Source organism: Thalassovita sp. (assembly GCF_034670005.1).
Lineage (GTDB): Bacteria > Pseudomonadota > Alphaproteobacteria > Rhodobacterales > Rhodobacteraceae > Thalassobius.
In genome coordinates this window covers 122,801-142,511 of record NZ_JAXMOH010000007.1, presented here as the reverse complement: position 1 = coordinate 142,511, position 19,711 = coordinate 122,801, and the positions used below count along the sequence as shown (strand labels likewise).

The 19,711-nt window shown below is 59.7% G+C and carries 15 protein-coding genes; 14 read left to right on the top strand and 1 reads right to left on the bottom strand.

Features of this window, described 5'->3' with window-relative positions; translation table 11 throughout:
* Positions 1–211: 211 nt before the first annotated feature.
* The 9 genes from VOI23_RS13350 to selD all read left to right on the top strand — a co-directional run bounded on the left by VOI23_RS13350 (position 212) and on the right by selD (position 14,142).
* Positions 212–1,579, top strand: a complete 1,368-nt coding sequence (locus VOI23_RS13350) for a CmpA/NrtA family ABC transporter substrate-binding protein (protein WP_323785373.1) — start codon at positions 212–214, stop codon at positions 1,577–1,579.
* 76 nt (positions 1,580–1,655) lie between these two features.
* Positions 1,656–2,750, top strand: a complete 1,095-nt coding sequence (locus VOI23_RS13345; RefSeq protein WP_323785372.1) for an ABC transporter permease — start codon at positions 1,656–1,658, stop codon at positions 2,748–2,750.
* A gap of 5 nt (positions 2,751–2,755) precedes the next feature.
* Positions 2,756–4,438, top strand: a complete 1,683-nt coding sequence (locus tag VOI23_RS13340) for a nitrate ABC transporter ATP-binding protein (RefSeq protein ID WP_323785371.1) — start codon at positions 2,756–2,758, stop codon at positions 4,436–4,438.
* A 6-nt stretch (positions 4,439–4,444) separates the two neighbouring features.
* Entirely contained in the window at positions 4,445–4,921 is a 477-nt protein-coding gene (locus VOI23_RS13335; RefSeq protein WP_323785370.1) for a globin family protein, read from the top strand.
* Entirely contained in the window at positions 4,918–7,359 is a 2,442-nt protein-coding gene (nirB, locus tag VOI23_RS13330) for a nitrite reductase large subunit NirB (RefSeq protein ID WP_323785369.1), read from the top strand. Before VOI23_RS13335 ends, nirB begins: the two co-directional genes overlap by 4 nt.
* The gene (gene nirD, locus VOI23_RS13325; RefSeq protein ID WP_323785368.1) at positions 7,356–7,685 is read left to right on the top strand and encodes a nitrite reductase small subunit NirD; all 330 of its coding nucleotides are present in this window, start codon (positions 7,356–7,358) and stop codon (positions 7,683–7,685) included. The genes nirB and nirD overlap by 4 nt, the downstream gene beginning before the upstream one ends.
* 61 nt (positions 7,686–7,746) lie before the next feature.
* Positions 7,747–10,392 carry a molybdopterin-dependent oxidoreductase gene (locus tag VOI23_RS13320; RefSeq protein WP_323785366.1) on the top strand — a complete coding sequence of 882 codons (2,646 nt, stop codon included), beginning with the start codon at positions 7,747–7,749 and terminating at the stop codon, positions 10,390–10,392.
* Between the two features lie 52 nt (positions 10,393–10,444).
* A complete protein-coding gene (gene cysG / locus VOI23_RS13315) occupies positions 10,445–11,827 on the top strand; it encodes a siroheme synthase CysG (RefSeq protein WP_323785365.1) in 1,383 nt (460 codons plus the stop codon).
* Between the two features lie 140 nt (positions 11,828–11,967).
* Complete coding sequence (gene selD, locus VOI23_RS13310) at positions 11,968–14,142, top strand: selenide, water dikinase SelD (RefSeq protein WP_323785364.1); 2,175 nt, start codon at positions 11,968–11,970, stop codon at positions 14,140–14,142.
* Here the strand turns inward: selD and mnmH are convergent.
* A complete protein-coding gene (gene mnmH / locus VOI23_RS13305) occupies positions 14,139–15,197 on the bottom strand; it encodes a tRNA 2-selenouridine(34) synthase MnmH (RefSeq protein WP_323785362.1) in 1,059 nt (352 codons plus the stop codon). The two genes, selD and mnmH, sit on opposite strands and share 4 nt — an antisense overlap.
* A gap of 231 nt (positions 15,198–15,428) precedes the next feature.
* On the opposite strand from mnmH, the gene VOI23_RS13300 reads away from it, so the two are divergent.
* From VOI23_RS13300 to VOI23_RS13280, 5 genes are all read left to right on the top strand, one after another.
* Complete coding sequence (locus VOI23_RS13300; RefSeq protein WP_323785360.1) at positions 15,429–15,593, top strand: hypothetical protein; 165 nt, start codon at positions 15,429–15,431, stop codon at positions 15,591–15,593.
* Between the two features lie 5 nt (positions 15,594–15,598).
* Entirely contained in the window at positions 15,599–15,763 is a 165-nt protein-coding gene (gene hemP / locus VOI23_RS13295; protein ID WP_416376534.1) for a hemin uptake protein HemP, read from the top strand.
* Positions 15,764–15,821: 58 nt separating this feature from the next.
* On the top strand, positions 15,822–17,087 hold the full coding sequence (locus VOI23_RS13290) for an imelysin family protein (RefSeq protein ID WP_323785357.1): 1,266 nt from the start codon (positions 15,822–15,824) through the stop codon (positions 17,085–17,087).
* A gap of 67 nt (positions 17,088–17,154) precedes the next feature.
* The gene (locus tag VOI23_RS13285; RefSeq protein WP_323785356.1) at positions 17,155–18,699 is read left to right on the top strand and encodes a di-heme oxidoredictase family protein; all 1,545 of its coding nucleotides are present in this window, start codon (positions 17,155–17,157) and stop codon (positions 18,697–18,699) included.
* Positions 18,700–19,710, top strand: a complete 1,011-nt coding sequence (locus tag VOI23_RS13280) for an imelysin family protein (RefSeq protein ID WP_323785355.1) — start codon at positions 18,700–18,702, stop codon at positions 19,708–19,710.
* Position 19,711 lies beyond the last annotated feature (1 nt).

Sequence of the window (19,711 nt, the reverse complement as noted above, 5' to 3'; positions counted from 1 at the left end):
TTTTTCCCCGTTTCAGCCTTAAACTGTTGCGATCTACGCCGCGGATCGCAACAAAGAGACAAGACGAAGCAAGGGCGTTTCGTCTTTTCACAGAATTCCCCGATGATCGGGACACCCGGAGCAAAGCCGCTCGACCCGCCGTTTCAATACGGTGTGCGTCAGCGGCTTTTTTGTTTTTGGAAATTCGGACCCAACTGAGGAACCACAGATCATGAAACGCATCGCATCCATCCTCGCGGCCACGACCATGCTGGTTACACCGGCGGCAGCAGAACTGCTGGACGTCGAAAAGGATGAACTGAAATTCGGCTTCATCAAGCTGACAGACATGGCACCTTTGGCCGTTGCCTATGAAAAGGGCTATTTCGAAGATGAAGGGTTGTTCGTTACGCTGGAAGCGCAGGCGAACTGGAAGGTTCTGCTTGATGGCGTGATATCGGGCACTCTCGACGGCGCGCATATGCTGGCCGGTCAGCCGCTGGCCGCGACCATCGGCTTCGGCACCGAAGCCCATATCATCACCCCGTTCTCGATGGACCTGAACGGCAACGGCATCACCGTATCGAACGAAATCTGGGCGCAGATGAAAGAACACGTTCCCACCGATGCTGACGGCAAGCCGGTCCATCCGATCAGTGCGTCCGCACTGAAACCGGTGGTCGACGCTTACAAGGAAGAAGGCAAGCCGTTCAACATGGGCATGGTGTTCCCTGTGTCGACCCATAACTACGAATTGCGCTACTGGCTGGCCGCGGGCGGTCTGGAACCGGGTTATTACAGCGCCGACAACGTGACCGGTCAGATCGGCGCCGACGTGCTGCTGTCAGTGACCCCACCGCCGCAGATGCCCGCGACGATGGAGGCCGGCACCATCTATGGCTATTGCGTCGGTGAACCGTGGAACCAGCAGGCGGTGTTCAAAGGCATCGGCGTTCCGGTCATCACCGATTACGAGCTTTGGAAGAACAATCCCGAAAAAGTCTTCGGACTGAGCGCTGAGTTCCAACATGAAAATCCCAACACGACCATCGCCATCACCAAGGCCCTAATCCGCGCGGCGATGTGGCTGGATGAGAACGACAACGCCAACCGCCCCGAAGCGGTCGAAATCCTCAGCCGTTCGGAATATGTCGGCGCCGATTACGAAGTCATCGCCAATTCGATGACCGGCACATTCGAATACGAAAAGGGCGACAAGCGCGACGTGCCCGATTTCAACGTATTCTTCCGTTACAACGCCACATACCCGTTCTACTCCGATGCGGTCTGGTACCTGACGCAAATGCGTCGCTGGGGCCAAATCGGTGAAGCCAAACCAGATAGCTGGTATGACGAAGTGGCCAAGTCGGTCTACAAGCCGGAAATCTATCTCGAAGCGGCCCGTATGCTGGTCGACGAAGGTCTGGCAAACGAAGCCGACTTCCCCTGGAACAGCGATGGATACAAAGCTGCGACCCCTGCCGAGGACGTAATTGACGGTATCGCTTACGACGGCAAACAGCCCAATACCTATCTTGATAGCCTGCCGATCGGCCTGAAGGGCGATCAGGTCGTCGACGGCAATCAGGTCAAAGGCTGATGCCGATGGCCGGGCGGTTTCCTCTCCCTGCCGCCCGGCTGTGTCTCTCGCAATTTTTTCCCGCAGGATCAGATCAATGACCGCTATCGACCCGCATAGTTTGTCCGCCGCGGACAAGGCTTCCCAAAAGGAAGCCCGCCGCGCCCGGATGTTCACCCGCATCAACAAACTGGATGCCTGGTTCAAGGTGCTGGGGCTGGCCTGGATCACCCCGATGCTCAAAGCCGCTGCTGGCGACAATCCCAAAGCGCAGGCCAAAGAGGTCTGGCAGTTGTTGGGCGTGCCGCTGCTGGCAATCCTGATTTTCATTGGCCTGTGGGCGAATCTGGCGCCCAAAGTGCAAACCTCTCTGGGCGCGATCCCAGGGCCAGCGCAGGTTTGGGAACAGGTGGAAAACCTGCATACCGACCATCTGCGCGAAATGGACAAGGCCGCCGCATTCTATGACCGTCAGGCCGCGCGCAATGCCAAGCTGATCGCGGCGGGCAAGGACGACAAGGTCAAATTCCGCGACTACACTGGCAAACCGACCTACTATCAGCAGATCTGGACTTCGATCAAAACCGTCTTCTTCGGCTTTCTGGTCGCCACGCTGGTCGCCGTTCCGGTCGGCATCGCCGCCGGATTGTCGAAAACCGCCAATGCCGCAGTCAATCCGTTGATCCAGATATTCAAACCGGTCTCGCCGTTGGCCTGGTTGCCGATTGTCACCATGATCGTTTCGGCCACGGTTTCCAGCAATGACGGGCTGTTTTCTAAATCCTTCCTGATCTCTGCGATCACCGTGACCCTGTGTTCGCTCTGGCCCACATTGATCAACACTGCGCTCGGCGTGGCCACGATCGACAAGGACTTGGTGTCTGTTTCCAAGGTGCTGAAGATGAACACGTGGACCAAGATTACCAAACTGGTGCTGCCCTCGGCCCTGCCGCTGATCTTTACCGGTCTGCGCCTGTCGCTCGGGGTTGGCTGGATGGTTCTGATCGCCGCAGAAATGCTGGCGCAGAACCCAGGCTTAGGCAAATTCGTCTGGGATGAATTTCAGAACGGCAGCTCGCAGAGCCTTGCCAAGATAATGGTTGCCGTCTTCACCATCGGCATCATCGGCTTCCTGCTGGATCGCGTGATGTTCGCCCTGCAGTCGCTCTTTACCTTCTCGAACAATCGGTGAGCGCCATGTCAGTGATCTCATTCAACAATGTTTGCAAAAGCTTCGGGGCCAGCACCGCCCGTCAGGACGTCTTGAAAAACATCGACCTTCAGGTCGAAGAAGGCGAATTCCTGGTGCTGCTGGGCTTTTCCGGATCCGGCAAGACCACACTGATAAACCTGATGGCGGGGCTGGAAGCCCCGACCACTGGCACAGTGAACTTCAAGGACAAACCGATCACCGGCCCTGGGCCCGAACGTGGCGTAATTTTTCAGAACTATTCGCTAATGCCGTGGCTGACGGTGAACGGCAATGTCGGATTGGCGGTGGACACGATTTTCCCCAATCTGAACAAGGCCGAACGCGCTGAAAAGGTAGATCAATTTGTAAAGATGGTTGGGTTGAGCCACGCAGGCAGCCGGCGCCCGGCGGAATTGTCTGGCGGGATGCGCCAACGGGTCAACGTGGCCCGGGCGCTGGCAATGAATCCAGAGGTTTTGTTGCTTGACGAACCGCTTTCGGCACTCGATGCGCTGACCCGAGCCAATTTGGCCGACGAAATCCTTGATATCTGGAACGCGGATAAAAAGACCTGCATTCTGATCACCAACGATGTCGACGAAGCCATCATCATGGGCGACCGGATTATTCCGCTCAATCCCGATGGCACACTGGCCGAGCCGTTCAAAGTCGACATTCCTCGCCCCCGCGACCGGATGGAAATGAACCACCATGACGGTTTCAAGGCGTTGCGCGCCGGAATCACCAAGTACCTGATGGATGTCGGTATCGAATCCAAGACCGAAGGTACTCGCACACTGCCAGATGTGGAACCAATCCACGGCATGCCTGCGGCGGTAAAAGACGCCACCAAGGGCATGATTGAACATAACTTTCTGGACTTCTCGCAACTCCACAAAATCTATGCGACCCCCAAGGGACCGCTGACCGTGGTCGAGGATTTCAATCTCAAGCTCAATCGCGGCGAATTCATTTCCCTGATCGGTCATTCAGGCTGCGAGAAGTCTACAGTGCTGACCATGGCCGCCGGCCTGAACGAGATTTCCAAGGGTGCTATCCGCCTTGACGGTCGTCATGTGGAAGGCGCCGATCCCGAACGCGCTGTGGTGTTCCAGTCGCCCAACCTGTTCCCTTGGCTGACCGCCAAGGAAAACGTCGCCATAGGGGTGGACAAGGTGTATCCCAAAGCGTCGCGCGCCGAACGTCAGGACGTGATCGAATATTACCTCGAACGGGTCGGCATGGCCGAAGCGATGGACCGCCCGGCGCATTCGCTGTCAAACGGCATGAAGCAACGCGTCGGCATCGCCCGCGCCTTCGCCCTTAGCCCGAAACTTCTGCTTCTGGATGAACCGTTCGGTATGCTGGACAGCCTGACCCGCTGGGAATTGCAAGAAGTGCTAATGGAAGTCTGGGATCGCACCAAGGTCACTGCGATCTGCGTCACCCACGATGTGGACGAAGCAATCCTTCTGGCCGACCGGGTGGTGATGATGACCAACGGGCCGCAGGCCACCATCGGCAAGATCGTCGATGTCGACCTGCCGCGTCCACGTAGCCGCAAGGCGCTTCTGGGGCATCCTGATTATTACAACTTCCGCCAGGAAGTTCTCGATTTTCTGGAAGAATACGAACACGGCGCAAAGCCCAAGAAAGAAGCCCCTCCCAAACCCATAGCAGCGGAGTAAGCCATAATGGACGAAAAAGCGATCACCCTTGTACAGGACAGCTTTGCACTGGTCGTACCAATCAAGGACGCGGCGGCGGAAATATTCTATGCCAACCTGTTCGAAACCGCCCCGCAGGTAAAACCCTACTTCGCCCATTCCGACATGAAGGATCAGGGATCGAAATTGATGGCCACTCTGGGCGTTGTGGTAAACGGATTGCGCGATCTGGATAAAATCGTGCCCGTGGCCCAACAGCTGGCGATCAAACATGTCGATTATGGCGTTCAGGCCGAAGATTACGACGCGGTCGGTGCATCGCTGTTGTTCACACTGGAAAAGGGATTGGGCGATGGGTTCACCGCCGAGGTGAAAGACGCCTGGATATCCGCCTACACCACGCTAAGCGGCGTCATGAAAGAGGCCGCCTATCCCGCCGCCCCGTCACCCGAAGTGATCGCGGCGACGGCCCCCACCAAACCATTCTGGAAGTTTTGGGCATGAAACAGAAACTCGTCGTCATTGGGGCCGGCATGGCCTCGGGCCGGGCGCTTGAACATTTGTTCGAACAAGCTCCCGACGCTTATGAAGTCACCCTTTTCAACGCGGAACCACGCGGCAACTACAACCGCCTGATGCTGTCGCCTGTTCTTTCGGGTGAAAAAACCTACAAGGAAATCGTCACCCATGACGATGATTGGTATGTCGCCAATGGCGTCACCTGCCGCTTTGGTGAACATGTTGTCAAGATTGACCGGGCGCGCAAGATCGTGGTCGGGCAAAACGGTGAAGTGCCTTACGATAAACTACTGATCGCAACCGGTTCGGCTCCCTTCATCATTCCGGTCGCTGGCAAGGATTTGCCCGGTGTGGTCTCTTATCGGGATCTCGACGACACCAATGCGATGATCGACGCCGCTCAGCGTCCTGGGGCCAAGGCGGTGGTGATCGGTGGCGGTCTTCTGGGTCTGGAAGCGGCGGCCGGGCTGAAAATGCGCGGCATGGATGTGACTGTGTTGCACCTGATGGGGCACCTGATGGAACGCCAACTCGACGAAGCCGCCGGCTATTTGTTGCGCCGTGCGCTTGAGGACCGCGGGATCAAGGTGATCTGCCGCGCCTCCACCGCTGCCATTCTGGGCGAAGAGCGGGTCGAAGGTGTGATGCTTGAAGACAATACCGGCCTTGAAGCCGATATGGTGGTGATGGCGGTCGGGATTCGTCCTGAAACGCGGCTCGCCGTCGACGCGCATCTTGAAGTGGAGCGCGGGATCACTGTGGACGACGCCATGCTGACATCCGATCCCGACATTCTGGCGCTGGGCGAATGCGTGGAACACCGAGGCCAGCTTTTCGGTCTCGTGGCTCCGCTTTACGATCAGGCAAAGGTTATCGCCCAGACACTGGCCGGTCAGGCCGCCACTTTCACCCCTAAGGAAGTGTCGACCAAGCTGAAGGTCACTGGCTGCGATCTGTTTTCGGCCGGCGATTTCGCCGAAGGCGAGGACCGCGAAGACATCGTTTACCGTGACCCGACACGCGGAGTCTACAAGCGACTGGTGCTCAAGGATGACAGGATCATCGGTGCCGTGATGTATGGCGATACCGCCGATGGCAGCTGGTTCTACAACTTGATCAAGGACGGCACCGATGTGTCGGACATGCGTGACACCCTGATCTTTGGGCCTGCCTATCAGGGGGGGGCCGCAGCGGACCCTTTGGCAGCCGTTGCAGCCTTACCGGATGATGCGGAAATCTGTGGCTGTAACGGCGTTTGCAAAGGGCAGATCGTCACTGCAATCAATAACGGCGCCAATACGCTGGAGGACGTGCGCGCCGTCACCAAGGCCAGCGGATCCTGCGGGACCTGCTCGGGCTTGGTTGAACAGGTTCTGTCCGTCACCTTGGGCGATGATTTCGTCATACCGACCGAAAAATCGGTCTGTGGCTGCACCGACCTGACCCATGAGGACGTCCGGCGCCTGATCAAATCACAAGAGCTGAAAAGCCAAGATGCAGTCTGGCAGGAACTGGGCTGGAAAACCCGTAACGGTTGCCATGTCTGCCGTCCGGCGATCAATTATTACCTGCTGGCCGACTGGCCGCTGGACTATGCCGACGATCCGCAGTCGCGTTTCGTCAACGAACGCCGTCACGCCAATATTCAAAAGGACGGCACCTATTCCGTCGTACCGCGCATGTGGGGTGGCATCACTACGCCACAGGAATTGCGTGCAATTGCCGACGCAGCGGAAAAATACAATGTGCCGACGGTAAAAGTGACCGGCGGGCAGCGGATCGACCTGCTGGGGGTCAAGCGCGAAGACCTGCCCTCGATGTGGTACGACCTCAACCAAGCCGGGCTGGTATCTGGCCATGCCTATTCCAAGGGATTGCGCACGGTGAAAACCTGTGTCGGATCAGACCATTGCCGTTTTGGCACACAGGACAGCACCGGGCTTGGTATCAAGCTGGAAAAGCTGCTTTGGGGATCGTGGACGCCGCATAAGGTCAAACTGGGCGTGTCGGGATGCCCACGCAACTGCGCCGAGGCGACCTGTAAGGATGTCGGTATCATCTGCGTCGACAGCGGCTACGAAGTCAGCGTTGCCGGAGCGGCGGGCATGGATGTGAAGGAAACCGAGCTGCTGGCCAAAGTCAGCACCGAACAAGAGGCCATAGAAGTCACCACCGCCTATGTTCAGCTTTACCGTGAAAACGGCAAATATCTGGATCGTGGTTACAAATTCGTCGCCAAGGTCGGGCTCGACTGGGTCAAGCAACAGGTCGTCGACAATCTGGAAAACCGCAAAGCGCTGTGCGAGCGGTTCGAGATTTCCCAATCTGTCTATCGCAAGGACCCGTGGGCGGAACAGGCGCAACCCGGCGAAGCGGAGCGATTCCGCCCGCTGGCCGATCTGACACTGGAGGCTGCGGAATGAACTGGCTGGATATAGGTCCGATCGAACAAATTCCCCTGCACGGTGCGCGTGTGGTGAAAACCCAACAGGGCTGCGTCGCTATTTTCCGACCAACAGACAACGAAGTTTTCGCCACGGCCGACCGCTGTCCGCACAAAGGCGGACCACTAAGCGAAGGTATCGTTCATGGCCGCTCCGTCACCTGCCCACTGCACAACTGGGTATTCAGCCTGGAAACCGGTCAGGCGCAGGGCGCCGATGACGGCACTATCGAAACCTATGCCACTCGGATCGAGAACGGGCGCATCTTTCTGGATGTGTCCCGCCTGAAACGACAGGCCGCGTAATTCCCCCAACTCGCCCGCGCCAATCGGCGCGGGCGCTTTTCACGACGACCTGAGGTTTCCCATGACCAAACCCACACTTGCCCAGCCCTGCACCCTGCGCACCACATGCCCTTATTGCGGTGTCGGCTGCGGCGTGTTGGCGACCCCGGACGGGACCGGCGGAATGACAATCAAGGGTGACCCTGACCACCCCGCCAATCAAGGACGACTGTGTTCCAAAGGCTCGGCACTCGCTGAAACCATCACAACCGAAGACCGGTTGCTGTATCCGGTAGTCGCGGGTGGGCGGGCCAGCTGGGATGACGCGCTAAACCTGGTCGCGCAGAAATTCCGGGATACAATCGCGAAACATGGGCCCGATAGTGTTGCTTTCTATGTCTCGGGCCAGTTGCTGACCGAAGACTATTATGTTGCTAATAAACTGATGAAAGGCTTCATCGGGTCCGCCAATATCGACACAAATTCGCGGCTTTGCATGGCCTCGACCGTCGCCGGGCACAGACGCGCCTTCGGTACCGATACCGTTCCGGGGCAATATACCGATCTGGAACAGGCCGATCTGATCGTGCTGACCGGATCGAATCTCGCGTGGTGCCACCCGGTTCTTTATCAACGCATCACTGCGGCGAAAAAGGCGCGGCCGCATATGAAAGTGGTCAATATCGACCCCCGCCGCACAGCGACATCGGACCTTGCCGATCTGCACCTGCCGATCCGCCCCGGCGGTGATGTCGCCCTGTTCAACCGCCTGCTGCTGGACATCCACGAACAGGACGCGATGGATACCGCGTACATCCGTGATCATGTCGAAGGTTTCGACGCTGCACTGGACGCCGCCAGCAGATGTGACACCTCGGTCACTGGATTGAGCGAGACCGAGTTGCGGACGTTTTGCGATCTGTGGATCAAATCCGAAAAAGTTGTCACCGTATTCAGTCAGGGCGTGAACCAATCCAGCGCTGGCAGCGACAAGGTCAACGCGATCCTCAATTGCCATCTGGCGACAGGCAGGATCGGCAAGCCGGGCTGCGGTCCGTTCAGCGTGACCGGCCAACCCAATGCAATGGGCGGGCGCGAAGTCGGCGGGTTGGCCAATATGCTGGCCTGCCATCTGGATATCGAAAACGCCGAACATCGCAGCGCAGTCAAAACGTTCTGGAACGCCCCGGCAATGCCGGTCGAGGCCGGACTAAAAGCGGTCGACATGTTCAAGGCTGTGGGCGATGGCCGGATCAGGGCAATCTGGATCATCTGCACCAATCCGGTGGTGTCGATGCCCGAAGCGGATGCAGTACGCGCAGCGCTTGAAGGCTGCGATTTCGTGGTGGTGTCGGATATGTTTGGCGATACCGATACCGCTAAACTGGCCGACGTCATCCTGCCCGCCACCGGCTGGGGCGAAAAGGATGGCACCGTGACCAATTCCGAACGCTGTATGTCGCGCCAACGTGCCATCCTGCCCCTACCCGGTGAAGCCCGGCACGATTGGGATATCATCGCTGATGTCGGCCGCAGGATGGGGTGGCCGACGGATTTCGATTATCAGAACCCGGCCGAGATTTTCCGCGAACATGCCGCCCTGTCCGGCATCGCGGGACAGCTGGGCCGCGATTTCGACATTTCGGCAATGCGCGACGTGTCGGACGCAGAATATGACGATCTGACCCCGTTATACTGGCCGCAAAACGCCCATCGCGCCGGGGGGCGGTTCTTTGGTGATGGCCAGTTCTTCACACCGTCTGGACGCGGCCGCATGATGCCGATCCATTTCCGCGCGCCACAATCCGAGCCAAGCGCGGACTATCCGTTCGTGCTGAATACCGGGCGTGTCCGCGATCACTGGCACACCATGACCCGCACCGCGAAATCGGCCCGGTTGTCGCAGCATCTGGCCGAACCGTTTTTGGAAATTCACCCCGATGACGCCGCTGGCTTGAAGCTGGGTGCAGCCGATCTGGCGCGGATCAGTAGCCTGCATGGCAGTGCTATTCTGCGGGTATTGATCTCTGACCGGATCGGCAGGGGTCAGGTCTTTGCCCCGATGCACTGGACATCTCAATATGCCTCCTCGGGCCGGATCGACGCCGTGGTCAGCGCCAATGTGGACCCGGTTTCCGGGCAACCGGAATCCAAGGCTTCAGCGGTTCGGATCGAAAAGTATCAGGCCAATTGGTTCGGCTTTGCCGTCACTGTAAACCGGCCCGACGCACAAAGCGGCTATTGGGCCAGCGCCCGGTCTGCCAAGGGGTGGCGGATTGAATTGGCCGACACCGAAACACCGGACAACTGGGGAAGCTACGCCACCGCCTTACTGGGGCACCCGGACGCAGAAGTGCTCAGCGTGCTGGACCCGGCCCGCAGCGGCGCCCGTATTGCCTTGGTAGAAGATGGCGTTCTGACCGGCGCATTGTTTGTCGCTCGCACCCCGGTACCGGTGTCGCGCAATCATCTGGCCAGCCTGCTGGGCGATGCACCCTCCGATGCGCTGGCCGGACGGCCCGCCGCTGACCGACCCGATCCTGGCACCACGATCTGTGCCTGTTTTGATGTCGGGGTGAACACCATCCTGCGCGCCATTGCTGATCAGCAATTGATGAGCGTCGAAGCGATCGGAAAAGCGCTGAACGCGGGGACCAATTGCGGTTCGTGCCGGCCGGAACTGGCTGATCTTTTGGCCACGGTTCAGGTACAACAGGCCGCAGAATAAGGCTTGCATGACAGGGACGACCCGCTATGTGGTCGCAGCAGGGAGAGCGCACATGAAATCCTTTCCGATGTTCTTGAAAATGTCCGGTCGCCGGGTGGTGATTGCCGGTGGTGGCGAACAAGCCGCGCAAAAAGCGCGGCTGATGCTGAAAACCGAAGCCACGCTCGTATTCCTGGCCCCGGAACTGGACGATGAATTGCGCGCGATCGTAGCCGAAGGTCGCGCCAGCCACGACCCCCACCCTGCCACGCCCGATAGCTTTGCCGATACAGCGCTTGTTTTCATTGCCAGCGGCGATGCCGACCGCGACGAGCTACTGCACGGGTTCGCCAAACAGGCCGGAGCCACGGTGAACGTGGTTGACCGCCCCGATCTTTGCGACGTCACCACGCCATCCATCGTCGACCGCGATCCGGTAGTGGTGGCGATCGGTACCGAAGGCGCCGCACCTGTGCTGGCACGCCGGTTGAAAACCGAATTTGAACAATTGCTCGACCCACGTCTGGGCAGTTTTGCCGCTTTGGCCCGCCGCCTGCGCGGGTCGGTGGCGCAAAAGGTGCCGCATCATAAACGCCGCGATTTCTGGCGCTGGAGCTTCAACAGCGCGCCTTGGATGGCCTTCAAACGCGGCGCTGAACGTGAAGCCGCGGATCTGTTGAAAACCGCAATCGCTGCGGGCGGCGCTCCTGACAGCAGCGATCTGGGGATGATCAGTCTGGTCGGTGCCGGCCCCGGCGCGCGTGATCTGCTGACCCTGCGCGCAGTCGAACGATTGCAGGAAGCCGACGTGATTTTCTATGACCGGCTGATCGACCCCAATCTGCTGGAACTGGCGCGGCGCGATGCCGAACGGGTGTTTGTCGGCAAACTGCCCGGGGCAAGCCATTGGCCACAGGAGCGGATCAACGATCTGATCCTCAGTGCCGCACGACAAGGCCGCAAAGTGGTGCGGCTGAAATCCGGCGACCCATCGATCTTTGGCCGCGCGGTCGAGGAATTGAACGCAGCCCGCGCGGCGGGGATTCCGGTGGAAATCGTTCCTGGCATCACCGCCGCGAGCGCCGCCGCCGCCAGCCTGTTGCAGCCGATGACCGAACGCGGCGTGACGAACCGGGTAATATTGGCCACTGGCACTCTGGGACCGGACGGTGCCGGACCAGACTGGGCGCAGATGGCGCTACCGGGTACGCTTCTGGTGCTCTACATGGCAATGAACAAGGTCGCCGAGCTGCAGTCGGCCCTGCTGCAGGCAGGGTTGCCCGGGGATATCAATGTCGATGTGGTGGCCTGGGTAAGCCATGCGAAGGAACAGTCGGTCAGGTCGCGGCTCGATCATCTGGCCGACTCCATTTCACAAAGCGGTCTCAGCAACCCGGCGGTTCTGATGATCCGCTGCCCCAGCGATATGGCAGCGCCGGCGCGTGCAGTGCGATAGGTCGATTTAGTTGCCGCCCTGTTGAGAAAAAACGACAACAAGCCCTGTCTGTCGCGCAACCGCAATCGGCGCTCCCCACTGGCGCAACCGTGTCGAAGCGATTACCAGAACAGTGTCGTCTCCCGTGAAAGGCACCGCCGATGCAGATGCAGATCCCCCTGACCCGTGACCTCGTTCTGATCGGTGGCGGACATGCGCATGCGCTGGTACTGCGTAAATGGGGAATGCGGCCGCTTCCGGGCGTGCGGCTGACGGTGATCAATCCCGGCCCGACCGCACCTTATTCGGGCATGTTACCCGGCCATATTGCCGGACATTATCTACAAAGCGATCTTGAAATCGATCTGGTGAAACTGGCCCGTTTCGCAGGTGCGCGGATCATCGACGGGCGCGCGGTGGCGCTGGACCCGATTGCCAAGACCGTGACGGTTCAAAACCATGGTGTCATCGAATACGATGTCGCCTCTCTCGATATCGGGATCACGTCCGAATTGCCACAACTGCGTGGCTTTTCAGATCATGCGATCGGGGCGAAACCTCTGGATGTTTACGCCGCGCGCTGGCGCGATTTTCTGAGCACCGCCAGGGCCAAGCGTGAAGCAGGCCCGGTCACCGTCATTGGCGGCGGCGTGGCCGGGGTCGAACTGGCGATGGCAATGGCCCACGCCCTGCATCAGGCCATCGGCAAAGCCGAAGTCACCGTGATCGAGGCGCGCGATCAGCTGACCGGTATCGGCGAGGCTACCAGACAACGGCTGATGGCTGCGCTGAAGGAAAACGGCGTCACACTCTGGACCGGGGCCGAGATCTCCGAGATCACCAAGGACGGGCCGCGATTGCAATCAGGCGAGGTGATCCCGTCGGCCCTGACTGTTGGCGCGGCTGGCGCCTTGCCTCAGCCTTGGCTGCAACAGACCGGGCTACCGCTCACCGACGGGTTTGTCACCGTCGACCCAACCCTTCTGGTCGCAGGCCACAACGATCTGTTTGCAGTCGGCGATTGCGCCCATATGGCCCATGCACCCCGACCCAAGGCCGGTGTTTATGCGGTCCGCGCCGCACCGGTGCTGCATGACAATCTGCGCGCTGTGCTGACGGGGCAATCTCTGCGGCGTTACCATCCGCAGAAAGATTATCTGAAACTGATTTCCCTTGGTCGCAAATCAGCGCTGGCGGAAAAATACCACCGCCCCTGGTCGGGGCCATGGTTGTGGCGCTGGAAGAACCGGATCGACCGGAAATTCATGTTGAAATTCCAAGACCTTCCGGCGATGGAACCTCCTGCCCTGCCGCCTGTCGCGGCCCTTGGCGTTGCCGAAGAACTGGGCAGCGGGCAACCGATCTGTGCCGGCTGCGGATCGAAAGTGGGGCCTGGCGCGTTGTCAGACGCAATTGCCGCGCTGCCGCAGACCCAGCGTGATGATGTTCTGACAGCAGCGGGCGACGATGCCGCGACGCTGCGGATCGGCGGTGCGCAACAGGTTCTGACCACCGACCATTTGCGCGCCTTTACCGAAGATCCCGCGTTGATGGCGCGGATCACTGCGATCCATGCCTTGGGCGATATCTGGGCGATGGGGGCGGCGCCGCAGGCGGTGCTGACCAACGTGATCCTGCCGCGAATGAACGCGACGCTGCAACGGCGTACATTGCAGGAAATCTTGCATGCGGCGGGCGACGTGTTCCACGATGCGGGTGCCGAAATTGTCGGCGGGCATTCGACGCTGGGCAGCGAATTGACCATCGGCTTCACTCTCACGGGCCTGACCGAAGCCCCGATATTGCAGTCGGGTGGTCGTCCCGGAGACGTGTTGATCCTGACCCGGCCGCTGGGCACCGGCACCGTTCTGGCGGCGGAAATGCAGGGCCGTGCCGATGGGCGGCAGGTAATGAACATGCTCGATATCATGGGACGGTCTCAGGCCGCAGCGGCCAACATCCTGCGCGGGGCCCATGCGATGACCGATGTCACAGGGTTCGGTCTGGCCGGGCATCTGATGGCAATTTGCAAGGCTTCGGGCACCGGGGCGGAAATCGTGCTCGACGATCTGCCGTTTTACGATGGGGCGCTGGACCTGGCCGAGGCTGGCATAAGATCGAGCCTTTTCGACGCCAATTTCTCCCATGCCCCGTTGATCGGCGCGCAAGGGGCCAGAGGCGCTCTGCTGCACGATCCGCAAACGGCGGGCGGGTTGCTGGCTGCAGTGGCGGCGGATCAGGCCGACAGGATTCTGGGCAAGCTGCATGAGGCCAGCGTTCCGGCGGCGCGGATCGGGCATCTGACCGGCGGCGCGCCAGACATCATCTGCCGTTAACCTGCCTGTTCCACAACCTCATGAATCTGGGCCGCTGCCGCCTGCAAATCGGCTGTGTTCAACCCGGTCAGGGCGATTTCGGCCAAGGGTGCGCGTGCGCGGCGCGATGATCTGCGATAGCTTGGATCATAATGCAGTTCGACCAGTTCCCGCGCCAATTGCCGATGACTGCCCGCCTGCGCCAGCTGCTGCCAATGTTCCACCGCCTCGGCCCCATGAAAACGCGTCAGGTGGCCCAGCCTCTCACGCAGCGCCTCGGGATCGTCGATCACGTCATGATAGGCGTCTGTCAGAAACCGTGCCCGCGCCTCTATCGGCGCGGTGATCAACAGATGATCGGACCCCGACATGGCCTTCCATAACATCGGGGGAATGATCAGGCGGCCAATTTTATTGCTTTCCGCCTCGACAAAGACTGGCCGGGCCGGATCAAGCCGCGACAGCGCCATAGCGATCCGTGTTTCGAACCCCTTCTGCGCCGGCTGCCCCCCGGCATATCCGCCCAGCAGAGATCCGCGATGCTCCGCCATCGCTTCGAGATCCAGCACCTGCGCCCCGTTCTGTTGCAATTGCTCCAGCAGCCGCGTCTTGCCGGTGCCGGTGCCGCCATCGATCAATATCAGCCGATGCGGCACCGCTTCTTCATAAAGCGCTTTCATCACCAACCGGCGGTAAGATTTATAACCGCCTTCGATCAGCCCAACCCGCCAGCCGATCTGATCCAGAATCGAGGCGAAAGACCCCGACCGTTGGCCCCCGCGCCAGCAATAGACCAAAGGTCGCCAGCCACCAGTCCGGTCCGACAATGGCCCCTGCAAATGCTTCGCGGCGTTCTGCGCCACCAAGGCGGCGCCCAGTTTGCGGGCTAAAAACGGATCTTGTTGCACATAGATCGTGCCGACTTTGGCCCGTTCCGCATCGCTGAGCACCGGCAGGCTGATCGCCGCGGGGACGTGATCTTCGGCAAATTCCGACGGCGCCCGCACATCTATGATTTCGTCATAGGGCAGCGACGAAAGATCGCGCAGACAGGTCAGTTTTTCTTTCTTTGCCATAGTCCAGCGTCGTTTGTGCCATTCACCGCGATGCCCCGTCCTACTGCATCTCGCCGCCATCCGCCATAGTGCCTGTTTTCGTGTCTGCAGGTTGAGACTTGTGAAAAATTATACCCGACAAAATAACTCGTGTTGACATATCCGATTAATTCACTCAGATATTCATTCCATATCAAGCCATCCGCACCTTCCCGCGGTAGCCCGATTCTGATGCAACAAGGAAAGTTCGCAATGAGAAACGTGCAAAACAGCATGGCTGACCGACAGTGGGCCAATCTGCCCGCGCTCTCCGATCAATGGGTGGTCCTGTCGATCCTGACCGAAACCGGGATAAGCGATTGCTTTTCCCTCGAACGGTTTCTTGATCGCCTCGAACACCTGAGGACCCCGGAATGAGCAACATGAGACTAAACAAGGACGGTGCCGCGCAAGTCGATACCCCCGCTCTTCCAACGCATACAGCCGAAGCCCTGACCCAGGGCGGCAATCAGGCGCTGATCGTGCTGCAAGATCAAGTTTACAGCCTGCGCATCACCCGCGCCGGCAAGCTGATCCTGACAAAATAGTCAATCCGAAGCCTTGCTTCTGGTAAATGTGAAAACGCCCCCAAACGAGGACGATTTGATGAAACCCTCTTTCTTGCGCACCACGGCTCTGGCACTGACGCTGGGCACTTCCGCCTTAGCAGAACCCCCAACTCGCCAAGCGGTTCTGGAAACCTATGTCACGATCGGCGCAGCCAGCTTTCAGGATAGCCTGATCACCGCCCAGAAGCTTCAGGATGCGGTTGCGACGCTGATCGCGTCGCCTTCGGCGGATGCCCTGCAGGCTGCGAAAAATGCCTGGCTGGCGGCGCGTCCCCCCTATCAGCAAACCGAAGTATTCCGCTTCGGTAACCCGATCGTCGATGATTGGGAGGGCAAGGTGAACGCATGGCCGCTGGATGAAGGGCTGATCGACTATGTCGATAGTTCTTACGGTCTGTCGGATGAAAACGATTATGCCGCTCTGAATGTGGTGGCGACACCCGTTTTCACCCTATCGGGAACCGAAGTGGACGCCACAGACATCACGCCGGACCTGCTGGAAAACACCCTGCATGAAGCCGACGGAATAGATTCCAATGTCGCCACTGGATACCACGCCATCGAATTCCTGCTTTGGGGTCAGGATCTGAACGGCCACAAGCCCGGCGCCGGAAACCGACCCTGGACTGATTACGCCAAGGGCGATGCCTGTACCAACGGAAATTGCGACCGCCGCGCCGCCTATTTGAAAGCCGCGACCGATCTGCTGGTTTCAGATATGGATTACATGGCGGCGCAATGGGCCGAAGGTGGTGAGGCCCGCGCCAATGTTCTGGCCGATGAAACCGCTGGGCTGAGCGCAATACTGACCGGCATGGGCAGCCTGTCCTATGGCGAACTGGCCGGGGAACGAATGCGTCTGGGTCTGATGCTGAATGATCCGGAAGAAGAACAGGATTGTTTTTCCGACAACAGCCACAACAGCCATTATTACGACGGCAAGGGTATCCAGAACATCTATCTCGGTCACTACACCCGCGTTGACGGCAGCATTGTCGAAGGCCCGGCCCTGACCGATCTGGTCGTCACCAAAGACGCCGCTCTGGATGCGGAAATGAAGGCCAAGTTCGACGCAACCATGGGCGCGCTCACCGCCCTGAAAGACGCTGCCGATAATGGTTTTGCCTATGACCAGATGCTGGAACGCGGCAACACCGAGGGCGAAGCGCTGATCATGGGGGGTGTCAATGGATTGGTCGATCAGACCAAATCAATCGAACGCGTGGTCAAGGTTCTGGGGCTGGAACAAACGCCGGTCGAAGGCTCTGACAGCCTCGACAATCCGTCTACGGTGTTCCAGTAAACCCGAGCCAACTGGTGGGCGCAACTGCGCCCGCCATTCGCCCTTTCTTTTCCAGCCAGGCAGCCGCATGACCAGATTTGCGCCGCATAGCAACCCCGGACGACCGCCGCTTTGGCCCGGTCTGTTTGTCCTGCTATGCCTTGGCACCACAGTTGGTGCAGAACCGTCGCTCAACCCGCCCGACCTGTCCGCGCTGCCCCGTAGCGTCGATGAGACGGCCAGAATTGCCACCGTGCTTTCCCCGCCCACCGATTTTTCTGCCCCCGAACCATTCGAAGACCAGCCCGCCGGGGCCGCCACCGTACCCTATCGCGGCGGCGGCAAGGCGTTTTCCCACGCCGCGAAAAACCTGGAAAACCGGCTGGATTTCGAACTGGGACGGGCATTGTTCGAAAAACTCTGGATTGCTTCGCCATCTTCGACCCAGGCCTCAGACGGGTTGGGTCCACTTTACAACACCCGATCCTGTAGCGGCTGCCATATCGGCGATGGTCGTGGTCACGCCCCGGACGGCCCGGATGACACCGACGTATCCTTTGTGGTGAAACTGGCTGTTCCTGCGGCGCCGGATGCTCGAATGTCTGCGATCACGGAATATCTGGCCACTGCCCCTGACCCTGCCTACGGCAGCCAGATTCAGGATTTCGCCACCCCCGGTCATGCCCCCGAAGCACGCATCAGAGTGCGTTATGAACCGCGCCGGGTCGACCTGATCGACGGAACAGCAGACCTGCGTATGCCACAACTGACGCTGGACGATCTGGCTTACGGTTCGCTGGCCGACACCGTCCTGATCAGCCCCCGCGTCGCCCCGCCGCTTCTGGGTCTGGGCCTGATCGAAGCGATCCCAGCCGAGGATATTCTGGCCTTGGCCGATCCCGAGGACCGCGACGGCGACGGCATTTCGGGCCGCGCTAATATCGTCTGGTCGGTTGAATATGCCCAACCGATGCTGGGCCGGTTCGGTTACAAGGCCGCAGAACCTACGGTGCGCCAGCAGGCAGCAGCAGCCTTTCAGACCGATCTGGGCATATCTACCCCGGTCTTTCCCGACCCTTGGGGCGATTGCAGCCCGGCGCAGACAGACTGCCGTATGGCCCCCCATGGCGATGCAGATATTCGGGGATATGAGGCCGACACCACTGCACTGGATCTGCTAACGCTCTACAGCGCCAATCTGGGCGTCCCGGCGCGGCGCGACGTGGATGATCCGCAGGTATTGCGCGGCAAGGAACTTTTCTATCAGGCCGGGTGCCCGGCCTGCCACCGGCCGAAATTCGTCACTCACCGTTTACCGGATCAGCCAGAGCGTTCGTTCCAATTGATCTGGCCCTATTCCGACTTCCTGCTGCATGACATGGGCGACGGGTTGGCTGATTCACGCCCCGAAGCCCGGGCAACGGGGCGGGAATGGCGCACCGCACCGCTTTGGGGGGTCGGATTGGCTCAGCGGGTTTCGGATCGCGCCGGTTTCCTGCACGATGGCCGCGCGCGGTCCTTGCTGGAGGCGATCTTGTGGCATGGCGGAGAAGCGCAAACGGCCCAGTCTCAAATCCTCACCCTGTCTGCCGAAGACCGGCACTCCTTAATACTATTTCTGGAAAGTCTCTGAATGATCCGATCCCTTATCGCCGCCCTGATCCTATGCTTGCCCATTGCCGCCACCGCGGAAACCACCGACCCGGTCGAGGCGGTGATTGCAGAGCTGATCCTGCCCGGTTTCGACCGGCTGGAGGCACGTAGCGCCGATCTGGACGCTGCGGCACAGGCAAATTGCAACCCCGAAGCTCCAGCGCTTCGGACAGCCTATAACGCGGCCTTCGATGCCTGGGTGCGGGTCAGTCACCTGCGCTTCGGTCCGACCGAGGCCGACAATCGCGCTTTCAGTCTTGCCTATTGGCCCGATCGCAAGGGGTTTACCCCCAAAGTGCTGTCGCAATTGTTGGCAGCACAGGACCCGGCAATCCACGATCCGGACAGCTTCGCCCATTTGTCGATTGCCGGGCGCGGATTTTACGGGATGGAATTCCTGCTTTATGACACCCGTTTTCGCGCCCCAGCCGATTACGCCTGTGCCCTGATCCGCGCCAGCGCCCATGATATCGCGTTGACGACGACCGCAATCGCCCGGGACTGGCACGACGACTATGCGGTTGCGATGCGCAATCCCGGCAGCGCGGACAGCCCCTACAGGACCCGCGAAGAAGTCGTGCAGGAACTTTACAAAGCCTTCACCACCGGGTTGAAATTCACTTTGGAAACCAGGCTGGGCCGACCTCTGGGCAGTTTCGACCGCCCGCGCCCGAAACGCGCCGAAGCCTGGCGTTCGGGCCGGTCATTGCGCCATATAAAGCTGTCGCTTGGCACCCTGCGGGAACACGCCGTGTTGCTGTCCACGGGTCATCCCGAAATGGCGGACCAGTTGCAGGCCGGTTTCGACGCCGCCGACGAGGCGCTGAACCGGATCAAGGATCCGGTTTTCGCGGATCTGACCGATCCATCTGCCTGGCTGCACGCGGATGTGCTGCGGCAATCCATCGACCTGATACGCGACCAGCAAAGCGCCAATCTGGGTGCTGCATTGGGGGTCGCTTCCGGTTTTAATGCTCTGGACGGAGATTGAG